This window comes from Streptomyces filipinensis, assembly GCF_014649495.1.
GTDB classification, from domain to species: domain Bacteria; phylum Actinomycetota; class Actinomycetes; order Streptomycetales; family Streptomycetaceae; genus Streptomyces; species Streptomyces filipinensis.
This window is the reverse complement of record NZ_BMTD01000031.1, coordinates 1-16,122: the sequence shown is the minus strand read 5'-3', so window position 1 is coordinate 16,122 and position 16,122 is coordinate 1. Positions and strand designations below refer to the sequence as shown.

The following is a 16,122-nucleotide window of genomic DNA, read 5'->3' as shown; positions in this document are numbered from 1 at the left end:
CGACAGACGACGATGCACATGGAACGCCGTACGTTCATCGCGGGCGGCACGGCCGCGCTGGCCGCGACCGCACTGACCGGGTGCGGCTCGGGTTCGGGCAGGTCCACCACGTCGGCGACCACGGGCTCATCGTCCCTCACGTCCCTCAAGACCACCAGCGAGAACGCCGCCGCGAACTGGGCGGGCCTCGCCCGCGACCTGGACGGCCCCCTGATCCGGCCCGGCGACGCCACCTGGAAGACGGCCCACCAGCTGTACAACACCCGCTTCGACGGTCTGAAACCGGCCGCGGTGGCCTACGTGGCGCACACCGACGACATCCGTACGACCCTGGCCTACGCCCACGCGCACGACATACGGGTCTCCATACGCAACGGCGGCCACTCCTACGCGGGCTACTCCTCCGGCGACAACCGCCTCGTCCTCGACGTCTCCCGGCTGAACCGCATACGGGTCAGCGGCGGACAGGCGGTGGTCGGCGCCGGCTCCAAGCTGATCGACGTCTACCGGGCGCTCGCCGCCAAGGGCGTGACCATACCCGCGGGCTCCTGCCCCACCGTCGGCGTCTCCGGCCTGGTCCTCGGCGGCGGCCACGGCGTCGCCTCCCGCGCCTACGGCCTCACCTGCGACAGCCTCACCCAGGCGACGGTCATCACGGCCGACGGCACCCAGGTGACGGCGAACGCCTCCTCCCACTCCGACCTCTTCTGGGCGCTGCGCGGCGCGGGCAACGGCAACTTCGGCGTCGTCACCGAGCTGCAGTTCAAGACCCACGCGGCCCCGCAGGCGGTCACCGCGTACATGACCTGGCCCTGGGCCAAGGCCGCCGCCGTGCTGAAGGCCTGGCAGGAGTGGGGCCCGAGCCAGCCCGACGAGATCTGGTCCTCCCTGCACCTGGCGGCCACGCCGGGCGGGACCCCGACCATCTCCGTGGCCTGCTTCTCCCTCGGCACCTACGGCGAACTGCAGAACGCCGTGGACCGCCTGGCCCACGCGGCCGGCGCGAACGCCACGTCCGTCAGCCTGCGCCGCCGGGGCTACGAGGAGGCGATGGAGATCTACGCCGGCTGCTCCTCCTTCTCCACCGACGCCCAGTGCCATCTGCCCGGCTCCACCCCGGGCCGCTCGCCGCAGGGCAGGCTCGGCCGCGAGACGTACGCGGCCCGCTCGGACTTCTTCGACCGCTCGCTGTCCGCGGCGGGCATCCAGACGGTCCTCAGGCAGATCTCGTCCGTCCGGGGCGGCGCGGGCAGCATCGCGTTCACGGCCCTCGGCGGCGCGGTCAACCGCGTCTCGCCCACGGCGACGGCCTTCGTCCACCGCCGCTCCCGGATGCTGGCGCAGTACATCGCGTCCTGGGGAGCGGGGGCCTCGGGCGGTACGGCCCAGTCGTGGCTGGCCTCGGCCCACCAGGCGATGGCGCCCTACGCCTCCGGGGCGGCGTACCAGAACTACACGGACCCCACGCTGGCGAACTGGAAGAAGGCGTACTACGGGGACGCGGTGACGCGGCTGGGAAAGGTGAAGAAGCAGTACGACCCCGCCCGGTTCTTCTCTTACGGGCAGGGGTTGTAGGACGGGGTCCGTGGGGGGTGGCTCGGCAGGGAACCCGACTGCGGTCCGGCGTGGCTGGTCGCGCGGTTCCCCGCGCCCCTTACGGGGCGCCCGGCCGCAGCACCGGCTACGCCGCCAGGTCCCGTTCCTCGGACTCGACGCGGCGGGCGCTGGGGACGACGGGGACCCCCGGCGCCGATCGCCCGCGCACGATCCACCCCGCCCGCGGCGACCGCTCCACCGCCCGCATCAGCGGTGTGAGCAGTGCCATGGCCGGCGGCGACAGCAGCAGCGCGACCGCCGTACCGAGCGCGAAGCCGCCGACGACGTCCGTCGGGTAGTGCACACCCATGTACACCCGGCAGAAGCCCTCCAGCAGCGCCAGCCCGATCCCGGCGATGCCGAACCGCCGGTTGGCGACGAACAGCCCGACGCCCAGCGCCATGGTGATCGTCGCGTGGTCGCTGACGAAGGAGAAGTCGGTCTTGCCGGAGACGAGGACGTCCAGTCCCTGGTGTTGCACGAAGGGCCGGGGCCGCTCCACGAACCCGCGGATGGGCACGTTCACCATCACCGCGACACCGGCCGCGAGCGGCGCCCACACCAGCGCGGCGACGGAGGGCGCGGCGTCCTCGCCGCCCCGGCGCCGCACGGTCCCCCAGCACCACAGCACCAGCAGCACCATGGCCACCAGCAGCCCGTACTCGCCCACGAACTCCATGACCCGGTCGAACCAGTGCGGCGCGTCCTTGGCCAGGCCATTGATGTCGTAGAGCAGGTCGACGTCGGGGTTCGATCCGGATTCGGCGAGTACAGCCATGGTGCTGCGGCCCCTTCCTCGTCTACCGGACGCACCTCGTGTGCGCCGCTCCTACCCCCGTGGTCCCGTAGATCCGCTTCCGCTGCACTGCCGCACTGACGTCCGCTCGGCTACGTCAACAGGAACGCACGACTCCCATCAATACGTTCCACTCTCCACTGAATGATCACTCAGACGTTATCGAAGAGAGACTCATCACCCCAGCTCAGGGGGCGGGTTCACACTGGGTCACACCTTGGTGGGCAGTGCTTTCGCGCCATCTGCGGTGACCCGGGTGGCGCCGAAGTAGTCACCGGTGTCGACGGGATCGAACCGGATGACGGCCCCGGTGCGCGGTGCGTCGATCATATAGCCGCCGCCGACGTAGATCCCCACGTGGTGAATGGCCCGCGAGTCGCTGAGGTTGGTGGAGAAGAACACCAGATCACCCGGCAGGAGCTGGTCCCTTGAGGGGTGCGGTCCGGCGTTGTACTGGTCGTTGGCCACGCGCGGCAGGCTGATCCCGACCCTCGCGTACGCCGCCTGGGTCAGCCCCGAACAGTCGAAGCGGCCGCCCTGCTCGGCCCTGCCCTCGCCGCCCCACAGGTAGGGCGTGCCGAGCTTGCTCTGCGCGAAGGCGATGGCACCGGCGGCCTGCCGGGTGGGGTCGATCCGGGTGACGGGCGCGGCGAAGCTCTGCTCCAGGCTGCGGATCCGCTTGACGTAGTTCTGCGTCTCGCTGATGGCCGGAACCCCGCCGGCCCTTATGACCCGGTAGGCACCGGCGTTGTAGGCGGCGAGCATGTTGTCGGAGACGTTGCCCGGCACGCCCTTCACGTCCTTGGCGAGCTCGCAGTCGTACGAAGCGGCCGACGGGATCGCGTCGTCGGGGTCCCAGATGTCCCGCCTGCCGTCGCCGTTGCCGTCGATACCGTGCGTGGCCCACGTGCTCGGGATGAACTGGGCGATGCCGCGCGCGTCGGCGGGGCTGACGACGGTCGGATTCCAGCCACTCTCCTGGTACAGCTGGGCGGCGAGCAGCGCCGGGCTGAGCGCCGGGCACAGATTGCCCCACTGCTGCACGAGCGTCTTGTAGGCGGCGGGTACGGCGCCCTTCGCGAGCCCCCGGCTGCCCGAGGTGGCGCTGTTGAGGAGGTTCCCGGCGACGACGTAGACCCCGACGACGAGCAGCATGACGAAGCTCAGCCCGGCCCCCACGAGGGCACCCCCGACGACCCACGCCTTACGCACCGTCAACCGCCCCTCGCCACCGGCAAGTCCACCGGCAGCAGTCTAAGAGCGGACCCGCCCCCGCACGAGAACCCCGGAGCGGCGCACCACACCCGCGGCGGCCACCCGCCGCTGACGGGGCATCACACCGCGGGCGGGCGGCGGTGGCTCAGGAGCCGCCGACCGCGTCCCGGTACAGCTCGGCCGCCTCGCCGCCCAGCACCACGCTGTACGACACGTCGTCGGTCGAGCCGCCGTGTTCATGGCCGCCGAGCACTCCGACCACCTGCCCGTCGCCGTTGATCCAGGGGCTGCCGCTGGTGCCGTCGGCGAAGCCGGGGCAGTCGATGCGCTGCTGGGTGCGACTGTGCGGGCGCGGCTTGTTGGTGCATCTGATGGGCACCTCGCGGGAGTTCGGGTAGCCGGCGAGGGTCACGGCGGTGGCGCCGGTGGCCGCCCCCGTCACGAACCGGTTCGCCCCGACGACGTCTTCGACCGCCTGGCCGTCCCGGTCGTCCACGACGACGAACGCGAGGTCGCTGTCCTCGTCCTGGTCCTTGGCCCACCCGTCCGGAAGGAACCGCCTCCCCACCTTCCACACCCCGTACGGCGCCTGCCCGTCCCGGTAGCCCGGCACGAACACCAGGCCGTCGGTGCCGTCGACGCAGTGCGCGGCGGTGACGAGGAGGTCGCGCTGCGGGCTGTGCACGACCGAGGCCGTGCAGAAGTGCCCGCCGGACAGGTGGTCGGCCCGGTCCGCGCCGAACAGCGCGCCGACCCGCGCGGTGTGCCGGTTGGCCACGGCATCGCCGGTGACCCCGAAGGGCCCTGGTTCCTCGGCGGCCGCCACGGACGCGGAGGTCAGGGCGAGCATCACCACAGCTCCGAGCAACGCGGGACGCGAGGTGACCGTGATGCGTGAGATGCGCTTCATCAGTCCTCACTGTGTCCCACGAAGGTGAGATTCCGGCTCCGACTTCACTGAGATTTTCCTGTGAAACCTCGTCGAAGCGCCACCGCAGCGCGGCCGGATTCGTCGTCTCGGGGCAATGCGGCGGAAACGTCAGCCCGTCTTCGCCCCGAGACCCCACTCCACCCCGGTCAGCTCCTGTGACAGCGTCCACAGCCGTCGGGCCGCCTCCGGATCGCCGGCCGCCGTGCTGCGGCCGACCAGGGTGGGGGCACCGCGCATCTCGCCGAGGCCGGCGGGGCCGACGTAGGCCGCCCCGGGCAGGTCCTGGCTCGCGGCGTAGAGGGTGGGCAGGGCGCCGGCCTTGTCGGTCTGCGCGAACACCCTGTTGCCGATGGCCATGACGGCCCTGGCCAGCGGATTCGCGCTGTGGCTCTGGAGGTTGGTGGCCGCGTAGCCCGGATGGGCGGCGAGGGCGCGGACAGCGGACCCGGCCTCGGTCAGACGGCGCTGGAGCTCCAGGGTGAACAGGAGGTTGGCCAGCTTGGACTGGGCGTAGGCGCGGACCGGGGTGTAGCGGCCGCGCAGATTGACGTCGGCGAAGTGGATCACACCGTCGCCGAAGCGGTGGGCGCCGGAGGACACCGTCACCACCCGGTCGGTCAGGTACGGCAGCAGCAGGTTGGTCAGCGCGAAGTGCCCGAGGTGGTTCGTGCCGAACTGCATCTCGAAACCCTGCCTGGTGCGCTGCTCCGGCAGCATCATCACGCCCGCGTTGTTGACCAGCAGGTCCAGCGGGCGGTCCCAGGCGTCCGCGAACTCCCGCACCGAGTCCAGGTCGGCCAGGTCCAGGCGGCGCACCTCGGTGCTGCCGCTCACCGTCGCCGCGGCGGCGCCGCCCCGCGCGAGGTCCCGTACGGCGAACACCACATGCGCTCCGGCCCGGGCCAGCGCCTCGGCGGTCGCGAGGCCGAGGCCGCTGTTGGCGCCGGTGATCACGGCCGTGCGGCCGGTCTGGTCGGGCAGGCGGGTCACGTTCCACTTATCCGTCATACCTCCAAAGTAGGCACCGACAACAATGATGTCAACGACAACATCGAGTTACGATGGTCCGCATGCCGCGCATGTCCCCGTCACCGACGAACCGCCCCTATCACCACGGAGACCTGCGCGCCGCCCTGCTCAAGAGCGCCGAGCGCACCCTGCGCGAGAAGGGAGCCGGCGCGCTCTCCCTGCGCGAGCTGGCCCGGGACGTCGGAGTGAGCCATGCGGCCCCCGGCCGGCACTTCAAGGACAAGCAGGCCCTCATGGACGCCCTCGCCCTGGACGGCTACGAGCGGCTGAACCGGGCACTGGGCAGCGCCGCCGGACAACCCGGACTCAGCTTCGAGGGGCGGATGGCGGCCCTCGCGCGGGCGTATCTCGGCTTCGCCGTCGAGAACCCCGAACTGCTGGAGCTGATGTTCACGCGCAAGCACGACCCCGACAGCTCCGCCCAGCTCGCCGCGGCCGTCGACGAGTCCCTCGGCTCCTTCACCCGGATGATCGCGGACGCCCAGGAGCGGGGCGAGATCGTCGCCGGCGACCCCGAGCGGATCACCATGATCGCCGCCGCGAGCCTGCACGGCCTCGCCGCCCTCATCGCCGCCTGCGCGCTCGACGCCGAGGACGCCATGAACGGCCTGGACGAACACGTCCACCTGCTGCTCCACGGCCTCACGCCCCGCTGACCCCGCCACGCCGCGGCCGGCTCCACCGCGAACCTGTGCACCGGGTCAAGTGGCGCCCAGCACAGCGCCAGCACACCGTCATTGATCAGTAAGCCCCCCACCGCCTTGGGTAACGCGGAAGTCAGAATTCCGAAAGCCTCTTGTTGTCGCGTACTCAACAAGCGATGGTCGACGCGGGCCGCCGCCCCCACCGGTCACCCACCCGGTGGAACCCCCACACCCGCAGGCCTCGGTCCACCACTTCCAGGAGGCTGTACCTTGCGTACCCCCACTCCCGACTCCCCCCGCATACGCGGCAGATGGACCCGGATGGGCTCGGCAGCCGCGGCCACCGCCGCACTCGTCGTCGCCGGCCTCGGCACCGCGGCCACCGCCCACGCGGACACCGCCGCCGCACACCACAAGGTGAGCACCAGGACCATCGCCGCCCAGGTCGCCAAGGCCCATGTGCGCTACGAGAAGGCGTGCGGCACCACCCCCAAGAAGGGCTACGCCGCCTGCGACGCCCTGCGCGTCACCGGCGGCACCACCGCCTTCATGGAGAAGCAGGCGGCCCTGAAGGGCACCGCGCCGAAGACCGTCTCCCCGAAGGCCTCCTCCGACTCCCCCACGGGCTACGGCCCCTCGGACCTCCAGTCGGCCTACGGCCTCACCGCCGCCGCCTCCTCGGCCGGCTCGGGCGAGACCGTCGCCATCGTCGACGCCTACGACGACCCCGACGCCGAGTCCGACCTCGCGGCCTACCGCTCCCACTACGGCCTGCCGGACTGCACCACCGACAACGGCTGCTTCACGAAAGTCAGCCAGACCGGCTCCACCACCTCGCTCCCCTCCGCCGACAGCGGCTGGGCCGGCGAGGAGTCCCTCGACCTCGACATGGTCAGCGCGACCTGCCCGAACTGCAACATCCTGCTGGTCGAGGCGAAGTCCGCGTCCGACGCCAACCTGGGCACCGCGGTGAACGAGGCCGTCAAGCTGGGCGCCAGGTTCGTCTCCAACAGCTACGGCGGCCCGGAGTCCTCCTCCGACACCTCCTACGACTCCAAGTACTACAACCACCCGGGCGTGGCCATCACCGCCAGCGCGGGCGACGAGGCCTACGGCGCCGAGTACCCGGCCGGCTCGAAGTACGTGACCGCCGTCGGCGGCACCGCCCTGAAGACCTCCTCCGACAGCCGCGGCTGGACCGAGTCCGTCTGGAACACCTCCAGCACCGAGGGCACCGGCTCCGGCTGCTCCGCCTACGACGCCAAGCCCAGCTGGCAGACCGACACCGGCTGCGCCAAGCGCATGATCACCGACGTGTCCGCGGTGGCCGACCCCGCCACCGGCGTCTCCGTCTACGACACCTACGGTTCCGACGGCACCGGCTGGAACACCTACGGCGGCACCAGCGCCTCCTCGCCGATCACCGCCTCGGTGTACGCCCTCGCCGGCACCCCCGGCAGCGGCGACTACCCGGCCCGGTACCCGTACAACGCGGCCGGCACCTCCGCCCTCAACGACGTCACCAGCGGCAGCAACGGCGCGTGCTCGACGTCGTACTTCTGCACCGCCCGGTCCGGCTACGACGGCCCGACCGGCTGGGGCACCCCCGAGGGCACCGCCGCCTTCGGCGCGAGCTGAGCACCATCCGAACCACCCCGTCGGGTCACGGGGAGCCGCCAGGTGAGGGGGACGTGGGGTCCCCTCGGCGGCGCGGACAGGAAGACGGGTCACGGCAGCCGGCCGCGGCCCGTTTTCCCTGTCCGAGACCCGTGAACCACCCCGACCACGCACCTCACAGGCCCCGGCGGCCACCACCGCCGGGGCCTTGCCGGCTTCCGCTCCCCCGCCCGTGAGAACATCATCCCGACGCCTCACCCGACCAGCCGTCAGAAACCGGCCCAGGTCGTAAAGGAGGACAACGACGGAACCACACGACAGGTTCCGGTGGCACCTCGTTGCCCGGCGTGACCTGCCGTGATACACAGAGTCACCATACGGGCTACACGTACGAAACCCACCGGCCAATGACGTCAAGTCGACATACGTTGGCGGCGTTGTCGGCGACAATGAGGCCTGACCTCTGCACCCCGCAGGGGGTCAAGCGGAACTACCCACCAGGGGCGGTGACTTACATGCTCTTTGCGGCCGACAAGGGAGACATCAACACCATCATCGGCGGGATCGCTCCGGACTGGGGCCCCTTCGGCAGCCTGGGCAACGAGGCCAAGGTGATGATCGAGGTGGTGATGGCCGTCGCCATCCTCCTGTGCCTCGGCATCGCGGTCTGGGGCGCGGCGAAGCAACGTATCGGCGCCACGGCCCTGCGCGACACCTTCAGCGCCGAACAGGGCAAGGGCCTCATCATCGCCGGCCTGACCGGGGTCTTCATCATCGGCTCCCTCGGCACCCTGTTCACGATCGTGTACGGCATGGCGGTCTGACCCCGCCTTCCTCCTCCGGCTGAGGTTGCGTCTCCCTGATGTCCCTGACGACGAGTCACCACACCGCGCCCGCGCGGGAACCAGCACGGCTACCGTCATATCTCTACGAGGCGGAGAGGGCGTACGCGGCATGAACCCCGGAGACGAACAGACCTACGCCGACACCGGCCACACCAGAACCCGCCTCCCCGACAGCGACCCCTACGGCGGCGCCCCCCGCCGCACCCCCCGCCGCTCCTCCCCCCGAAGCCTGGTCACGGTGGTCGGCGTAGCAGTACTCCTCATCGCAGCCATCGCCTTCGCCAACAGAGGCGACCATGCACCAGCCGACGGCACGACACCAAAGGACCCCCACCCCAAATCCGCCGCCACAGCCCCCTCAGGCACCCGCCCGGTAGACACAAAAACCGGCGGAATTCCCTCGGGCTTCGCCCATACGGATCAGGGGGCGGAGAGCGCGGCGGCGAACTATGCGGTGGCCCTGGGGTCAGCGGACATGTTCAACAAGGCCAGACGGGACTACATCCTTCAGACCGTCATCACCCCATCCAAGGTGATCAGTTCTGAAGCCGCGTTCGACAAGGCCTACACGCCTGCCTTCAACACAACGCTCGGCCTGAACCAAGACGGCACGGCACCGAAGGGCTACACGTTCGTCTCCCGTACAAGCCCCATCGGCACCAAGGTCACTGCGGCCACCAGCGACACAGCCACGGTCGAGGTCTGGTGCAGCGGCCTGCTCGGACTCGCAGGCGACAGTTCCAAGAACCCGGTGACCAACAGCTGGTTCACCATCACAATGCGACTCGAGTGGGCCGCTGGCGACTGGAAGATCATCACGCACTCCCAGAAGGAAGGCCCGGCGCCTGTCCCGGGGGATGACAAGGCTTCTAGCGCCAACGAAATGTCGAATGCCGTCAACGAGTACGGAGGGTTCACCTATGCCCGCTAAGCGCCGTGTACTCGCTCTGGCTGGCGCAATCACAGCCATCCAGCCGGCAGCCGTCCTTATGGCGACACGTGCCTTCGCCGCCCCCACCCCCTCACCCTCCAAGAGCAACGACCCGTGCGATCTCATCCACGGAGCCGCACGAGACTTCTGCGAAAAGGACAACGGCGGCTCCAAAGGGGGGCTCACCCGATCCAACAACCCCCTCACCGACACCCTCGACCCCCTCTCCTCCCTGGCCAAGGGTTGTGCCGATGCCGCTTCCTGGACCATCGGGAAGCTCAGTGACGCCGTGAAGGAGACCGCCAACGTCGACTTCACCAATCCCAAGTTCCTGCAGCAGTACGCCATCGTGTTCGCCGCCTCCACGATCCTCACCCTCGTGCTGTGGCTGCTCGCCGTAGCCAAGCGAGCCGTGCGCGGCGTCCCGCTCACCACCGCCATCTCCGAAGCCATCGGCTTCCTCTGGCTCACCGTCCTCGCCTCCGCCTTCACCCCCCTCATCCTGTACACCGTCGTCTCGGCGACGGACGGCGTCACCGACGTCCTCGCCAAGACCACCGGCGACCAGGCCGACACCTTCTTCGGCACCTTCTCCGGCGCCCTCAACAAGGGCACCGACATCGGCGGCGGCCCCATCATGCTGATCGTCGTCTCCCTGGTCAGCATCCTCGCCGCCGGCGTCCTCTGGCTGGAACTCGTCATCAGGGCCGCACTCCTCTACGTCGGCGCCCTCCTCGGCACCGTCGTCTACGCAGGCCTCGTCGACAAGAACCTCTGGGGCCACGTACGCCGCTGGGCGGGCATCATGATCGCGGTCATCCTGGTCAAGCCCGTCATCGTCATCGTGCTCGGCCTCGCCGGCGCCCTCTCCTCCGGCAACGGCCCCGACGCCTTCTCCGCCGTGGTCTCCGGCCTCGCCATCATCCTGCTCGCCATCTTCGCCAGCGCGATGATCTACCGCTTCGTCCCCGGCTTCGGCGACGACATCGCGAACGGCCGCAACAACCGCATCATGCAGGGCGCCGAAAGCAAGGCCGCCGCCGTCATCAGCTCCCCCGCCACCCTCGTAGCCCAGGGCATCAAGACCCACAGCACCCGCGCGGACAACAACGGAGCGGCCGCCGGCGCCTCCAGCAGCCCCCGCCCCGCCAACCCCGCAACCGGCGGCGTCGCCGCCCACAGCGGCCGTACCCCCACCGGGGGCGGCGGAGCCGTCCCCTCCGCCACGCCCGCGCCCCGCGCGCCCAGCCCGGTCAACACCCCGCACGCAGGCAACACCCGCAACAACCGCTCGGGAGGTGAAGGGCGTTGACGACCGAGTCCCACCTGTCCCATCCGATCACGCCCCGCCGTACGTATCTCATCGGCCGCGCCCGGCCGAACGCGATCATCGGCCGGAACCGCGAGTCCGGCGAGATCGTGCTGATCATCGCGGGCGCGTTCCTCGGCATGATGTGCGGCCTCGTCGTCCCGGTCCTGTCCCTGCGGATCGTGCTGCTCATGGGCTTCCCGCTGCTCGCCCTCGCCGCGGTCTACGTGCCCTACAAGCGCCGCACCTTCTACAAGTGGGTCGAGATCAACCGCAGCTACAAGCGAACCGTCAAGTCCGGCAACGCCGTGTACCGGTCCACCGCCATGGAGGCCGGCACCGCCCTCGACGGCCGCGAGGTCGAAGTCGGCCCACCGCCCGGCATCGGCCGCATCACCTGGCTCGCCGCCCCCTTCGGGCCCGACGAGATCGCCGTACTGCTGCACGCCGACCGCAAGACCGTCACCGCCGCCATCGAGATCGAGGGCCCGGGCGTCGGCCTGCGCGACTCCGAGGACCAGGAAGCCCTCGTCGACCGCTTCGGCACACTCCTCAAGCACGTCGCCAACGGCGACGGCTTCGTGACCCGGCTGCAGATGCTCGCCCGCACCCTGCCCGCCGACCCCGACGCCCACGCCAAGGACGTCAGCCTGCGCGGCGACGAGAAGGCCCCCGACTGGCTGGCCCGGTCGTACGACCAACTGCAGTCCATGGTCTCCACGAGCAGCGAACAGCACCGCGCCTACCTCGTCGCCTGCATGCACTACAACCGCGAACTGGCCGCCGAGGCCCAGGCCATGGCCCGCGCCGTCCGCACCCACGGCGGCAAGGTCGACCGCGACGCCGGCCTCGCCGTCGTCATGGCCCGCGAGCTGACCGACATCTGCTCGCGCCTGCAGGAAGCCGACATCCGGGTACGACAGCCCCTCGGCCAGGGCCGTCTCGCGTCCCTCATCCACTCCATGTACGACCCGGACCACCCCATCGACCACATCCAGGCCATGACCCAGCGCAACGCCTGGCCGGCCGAACTGGACGCCATGGAGCCCACGTACCTCCAGGCCAAGACCCGCGAGTCCAACACCCGCGCCCCCTGGTGCCACGCCACCGCCTGGGTGAAGGAATGGCCGATGACCCCGGTCGGGGTCAACTTCCTCGCCCCCCTCCTCGTCCACACCCCGGACGTCATCCGAACGGTGGCCGTCACGATGGATCTCGAACCCACCGAGGTAGCCATCGAACGCATGCTGACCGAGAAGACCAACGACGAGGCCGAGGCCTCCCGCGCCGCCAAGATGAACCGCACGGTGGACCCGCGGGACATCGCCGCCCACAACCGGCTCGACCAGAGAGGCGAAGACCTCGCCAGCGGTGCCGCCGGCGTCAACCTCGTCGGCTACATCACCGTCTCCTCCCGCTCCCCGGAAGCCCTCAACCGCGACAAGCGGACCATAAGGGCATCCGCCGGAAAGTCGTACCTCAAGCTGGAGTGGTGCGACCGCGAGCACCACCGCGCCTTCGTGAACACACTTCCCTTCGCCACCGGCATCCGCAGGTAGGGGCTGATTCGCCGATGCGGGATCCGCTGTCCGTCCTCACCGACGCCTTCACCTCCTTCCTCTTCGGGAAGGTCGAGACGACCCGGCTGCCAGTGCGCACCTCCACAGGCCAGGCCCAGGCCGTCTACCTGCCCACGGCCGCACCCGGCCTCGGCGACTCCGGCGTCATCATCGGCCGCGAGGTGTACTCCGGAAAGGGCTACATCTACGACCCCTTCCAGCTGTACGGCCAACAGCTCCCGGCCCCGCACTGGCTCGTCCTCGGCGAGTCCGGCAACGGCAAGTCGGCCCTGGAGAAGACCTACGTCCTGCGCCAGCTGCGCTTCCGGGACCGCCAGGTCGTCGTCCTGGACGCCCAGGGCGAGGACGGCGTCGGCGAATGGAACCTCATCGCGCAGGAGCTGGGGATAACTCCCATCCGACTCGACCCCACGGCCGCACTGGACCACGGGATCCGCCTCAACCCCCTCGACCCGGCGATCACCACCACCGGACAGCTCGCGCTGCTCCGGACGATCATCGAGGTCGCGATGGGCCACGGCCTCGACGAACGCTCCGGCTTCGCCCTCAAGGTCGCCCACTCCTACGTCAACGAGACGATCGTCCACCGCCAGCCGGTCCTCACCGACATCGTCGAGCAGCTACGACACCCCGAGCCCGAGTCGGCCGAGGCGATGAACGTCGCCATAGACGACGTACGCGCCTGGGGACTCGACGTCGCCCTGGTCCTCGACCGCCTGGTCGACGGTGACCTGCGCGGCATGTTCGACGGTCCGACCACCGTCGGCATCGACCTGGACGCCCCCCTGATCGTCTTCGACCTCTCCCACATCGACCGCAACTCCATCGCCATGCCGATCCTCATGGCGATCGTCGGCGTATGGCTGGAGCACACCTGGATCCGCCCCGACCGGAAGAAGCGCATCTTCCTGGTCGAGGAGGCCTGGCACATCATCAACAGCCCGTTCGTGGCCCAGCTGTTCCAGCGGCTGCTGAAGTTCGGCCGCCGGCTCGGCCTGTCCTTCGTCGCCGTCGTCCACCACCTGTCCGACGTGGTCGACGGGGCCGCCGCCAAGGAAGCGGCGGCGATCCTGAAGATGGCGTCGACCAGGACCATCTACGCCCAGAAGGCGGACGAGGCACGGGCCACCGGCCGCGTCCTGGGTTTGCCGAGGTGGGCGGTGGAAATCATCCCCACACTGACGCCCGGCATCGCCGTATGGGACGTCAACGGCAATGTCCAGGTGGTCAAACACCTGGTCACAGAGACGGAACGCCCGCTGGTCTTCACCGACCGCGCGATGACCGAGTCCTCCAGCGACCTCCTGGCCGACGAAGCCATGCGCGCCGCCGAGCTGGAGGCCGAACAGCGGGCGGCGGCCTTCGTGGAACAGCACCTCGGCGACTCCGAATCCACGGTGGCGTAGGAACAGAGGGAGGAACGGTGAGACCGGACGCGCGCGATCGCCGCGACGACCGCAGGGAAGGCCAGGGCGGCATCCCGGACGGCCTCCTGATCGGCATACTCGCGTTCCTCCTCGGCATGACCGTGCTGGTGTGGACGGCCACGGGCCTCGCCGCCCTCTTCGCCCACGGCGTCTGGCCCGACGGCGTCTCCTTCACCCGCACCCCTCTGGCCATGCGTCACCTCATCGCCCGGCCTCACGACATCACCGGCGCGTGGCCGGACACCCACACCTCCCAGCTGTCCGGCTGGGGACTGTTCTGGGGCCTGTTCATCGGCCAGCTGATGGTCCTCTTCGTCCTCACCCTTTTCGCGATAGGAGCGGTGGCACGATGGCGGGCCGGCAGGGCCCGGCGCACCGCGACCGCCAAGACCACGACCCGACCGGCCGCGCCCACCACGGCCCCGTCCACCCAGACCCAGCCCACCGAAACCCAGCCCACCGAAACCCAGCCCACCGAAACCCTGCCCGTCACAACCGTGCCCGTCGAGCAGCGGTACGAGGTCCCACCACCGCGCACCGAGCCGACGCCCACGCTGACGGTGCCCCGCCGGCAGACGCCGCCTCCCGGCGACCCCGCCGCGCACCTCCCCGCCGACGGGGAACGGGTGGGTGGATGGGAACGAGTGGTCGTGGCACCCCGGGAAAGCCGGCAACCGGCCGCGGCCCAGGCCGTACGTGACGCCGAGGGCCCCGCCCTCGTCGTCACCTCGAACCCCGCCCTCTGGTCGGACACGAAGGACGCCCGCGCCAAACTGGGCCCCACCCTCCTCTACGACCCCAGCCACCTCTGTGACAGCCCGGCCCGACTCCACTGGTCCCCCACGGCGGGCTGCGAGGACAAACAGACCGCGCTGCGGCGAGCGACCGCACTGCTCGCTCCCGTCCAACCCACGGCGAAGATCGACCAGGCCGTAGCGGACGCGGCGACCACCCTCCTGCGCAGCTACCTCCACGCCGCCGCCCTGGAGAACCGCACCATCCGCCATGTGCACCGCTGGTCCCAGGGCACCCAGATCCAGGACGCCGTACGCACCCTGCGCACCCACCCCAAGGCCGCCCCCGGCGCCGCCGGCGAACTCGAGTCCGCGCTCACCGCCCACCCCGAACGCCGGGACATCGCCCAGGAACTGACGAGCCGTGCCCTGTCCGCACTGTTCACCGTGAACATCCGCGAGGCCTGCACCCCAAACCGAACTGATGCCCTCACCTTGGATTCCTTCGTCCACGAAGGGGGCACGCTTTATGTGGTGGGGGAATCCATCGAGGACCCCAGGACAAACCCCGGCGCCATGCCCCTCCTGACGGCCCTCGTCTCGAGCGTGGTCGAGCGCGGCCGGCGCATGGCCGAACGGTCATCCTCCGGTCGGCTCGACCCACCACTCACCCTGGTCCTGGACGACGTCGCAGCGGTGGCCCCGCTCCCCCAGCTTCCGGACCTGCTCGCCACCGGCCACGACCAGGGTCTGCCGACCCTCGCCCTGCTCCGCTCCCGCGAACAGGCCCGCTCCCGCTGGCCGCACCAGGAACTACCGGTCTAGGGACGCCACTCCAGCACGAACTCCAGCTCGTTCTGCGCCCCGTCCTTCACGAACGGCACGGTCACCCCGCTCGGCACGAACCCCGCCTTGCGGTAGGCGCCCTGGGCCCGGGCATTGTCCTCGTGCACCAGCAGCCGTACGCGCTCGGCACCGCGCTCCCGCGCCCATCCCACCCCCGCCTCGAACAGGGCCTTGATCAGCCCGTTCCCACGGTGCTCGGGTCGGACGTACACGCCGACGACATGCCCCTGCCGGCGCTCGACGGCCAACCCCGCCCAGTCCTTCGTGCCGGCCTCCTCGATGAGCACGGTCACCGAGCCCGCCCAGACCCCGTCGGACGCCTCGGCGATGAACTGCCGGGCCGCCGTGGAACCCGCACCGGATCCGACCGCCCGGTCCTGCCAGAAGGCGTCCGTCCGGGCCACGGCCTCCTCGTACGTCTCCAGAAAGGCAAGGTGAGCGTCCGGGTCCCGCAGCGCGTCCAACCGCAGCTGCTTCACCTCGGCCCACTCCTCGGGGTCTATGGACCGGATGTCGTAGTCATAGCGCATGCGGTCGAGCATAAACGCAGAAAGGCCCACGCCAGATGGCGTGGGCCTTTCTCAAAAATTGTTCGGCGGCGTCCTACTCTCCCACAGGGTCC

14 protein-coding genes are annotated in these 16,122 nt (G+C 70.2%); 9 read left to right on the top strand and 5 right to left on the bottom strand.

What is annotated here, in order from left to right:
• The first annotated feature begins 18 nt into the window (after nt 1-18).
• Nucleotides 19-1,575: an FAD-binding oxidoreductase gene (locus tag IE244_RS38895; RefSeq protein WP_191878301.1), complete on the top strand. Its 1,557-nt coding sequence runs from the start codon at nt 19-21 to the stop codon at nt 1,573-1,575.
• Nucleotides 1,576-1,681: 106 nt separating this feature from the next.
• On the opposite strand, the gene IE244_RS38890 is transcribed toward IE244_RS38895, so the two are convergent.
• From IE244_RS38890 to IE244_RS38875, 4 genes are all read right to left on the bottom strand, one after another.
• Nucleotides 1,682-2,374 (bottom strand): phosphatase PAP2 family protein, encoded by a 693-nt coding sequence (locus IE244_RS38890; RefSeq protein WP_191878300.1) that lies wholly within the window; start codon nt 2,372-2,374, stop codon nt 1,682-1,684.
• A 228-nt stretch (nt 2,375-2,602) separates the two neighbouring features.
• Nucleotides 2,603-3,610 (bottom strand): C40 family peptidase, encoded by a 1,008-nt coding sequence (locus IE244_RS38885; RefSeq protein ID WP_229854735.1) that lies wholly within the window; start codon nt 3,608-3,610, stop codon nt 2,603-2,605.
• A gap of 142 nt (nt 3,611-3,752) precedes the next feature.
• Complete coding sequence (locus IE244_RS38880; RefSeq protein WP_191878298.1) at nt 3,753-4,517, bottom strand: trypsin-like serine peptidase; 765 nt, start codon at nt 4,515-4,517, stop codon at nt 3,753-3,755.
• Between the two features lie 129 nt (nt 4,518-4,646).
• A complete protein-coding gene (locus IE244_RS38875; RefSeq protein WP_191878297.1) occupies nt 4,647-5,546 on the bottom strand; it encodes an oxidoreductase in 900 nt (299 codons plus the stop codon).
• A 62-nt stretch (nt 5,547-5,608) separates the two neighbouring features.
• On the opposite strand from IE244_RS38875, the gene IE244_RS38870 reads away from it, so the two are divergent.
• From IE244_RS38870 to IE244_RS38835, 8 genes are all read left to right on the top strand, one after another.
• The gene (locus IE244_RS38870; protein ID WP_191878296.1) at nt 5,609-6,223 is read left to right on the top strand and encodes a TetR/AcrR family transcriptional regulator; all 615 of its coding nucleotides are present in this window, start codon (nt 5,609-5,611) and stop codon (nt 6,221-6,223) included.
• Between the two features lie 258 nt (nt 6,224-6,481).
• Nucleotides 6,482-7,849 carry a S53 family peptidase gene (locus tag IE244_RS38865; RefSeq protein WP_191878295.1) on the top strand — a complete coding sequence of 456 codons (1,368 nt, stop codon included), beginning with the start codon at nt 6,482-6,484 and terminating at the stop codon, nt 7,847-7,849.
• Between the two features lie 494 nt (nt 7,850-8,343).
• Complete coding sequence (locus tag IE244_RS38860) at nt 8,344-8,652, top strand: DUF8827 family protein (RefSeq protein WP_014673544.1); 309 nt, start codon at nt 8,344-8,346, stop codon at nt 8,650-8,652.
• Between the two features lie 130 nt (nt 8,653-8,782).
• Nucleotides 8,783-9,604 carry a DUF8175 domain-containg protein gene (locus IE244_RS38855; protein ID WP_191878294.1) on the top strand — a complete coding sequence of 274 codons (822 nt, stop codon included), beginning with the start codon at nt 8,783-8,785 and terminating at the stop codon, nt 9,602-9,604.
• Nucleotides 9,594-10,916, top strand: a complete 1,323-nt coding sequence (locus IE244_RS38850; RefSeq protein ID WP_191878293.1) for a hypothetical protein — start codon at nt 9,594-9,596, stop codon at nt 10,914-10,916. The genes IE244_RS38855 and IE244_RS38850 overlap by 11 nt, the downstream gene beginning before the upstream one ends.
• Nucleotides 10,913-12,472: an SCO6880 family protein gene (locus tag IE244_RS38845; protein WP_191878292.1), complete on the top strand. Its 1,560-nt coding sequence runs from the start codon at nt 10,913-10,915 to the stop codon at nt 12,470-12,472. The genes IE244_RS38850 and IE244_RS38845 overlap by 4 nt, the downstream gene beginning before the upstream one ends.
• A 14-nt stretch (nt 12,473-12,486) precedes the next feature.
• Nucleotides 12,487-13,899 (top strand): ATP-binding protein, encoded by a 1,413-nt coding sequence (locus IE244_RS38840; RefSeq protein ID WP_191878291.1) that lies wholly within the window; start codon nt 12,487-12,489, stop codon nt 13,897-13,899.
• A gap of 17 nt (nt 13,900-13,916) precedes the next feature.
• The gene (locus tag IE244_RS38835; RefSeq protein WP_191878290.1) at nt 13,917-15,479 is read left to right on the top strand and encodes a type IV secretory system conjugative DNA transfer family protein; all 1,563 of its coding nucleotides are present in this window, start codon (nt 13,917-13,919) and stop codon (nt 15,477-15,479) included.
• Here IE244_RS38835 and IE244_RS38830 read toward each other — a convergent pair.
• A complete protein-coding gene (locus IE244_RS38830) occupies nt 15,476-16,030 on the bottom strand; it encodes a GNAT family N-acetyltransferase (protein ID WP_191878289.1) in 555 nt (184 codons plus the stop codon). The genes IE244_RS38835 and IE244_RS38830 overlap by 4 nt on opposite strands.
• Between the last annotated feature and the right edge of the window lie 92 nt (nt 16,031-16,122).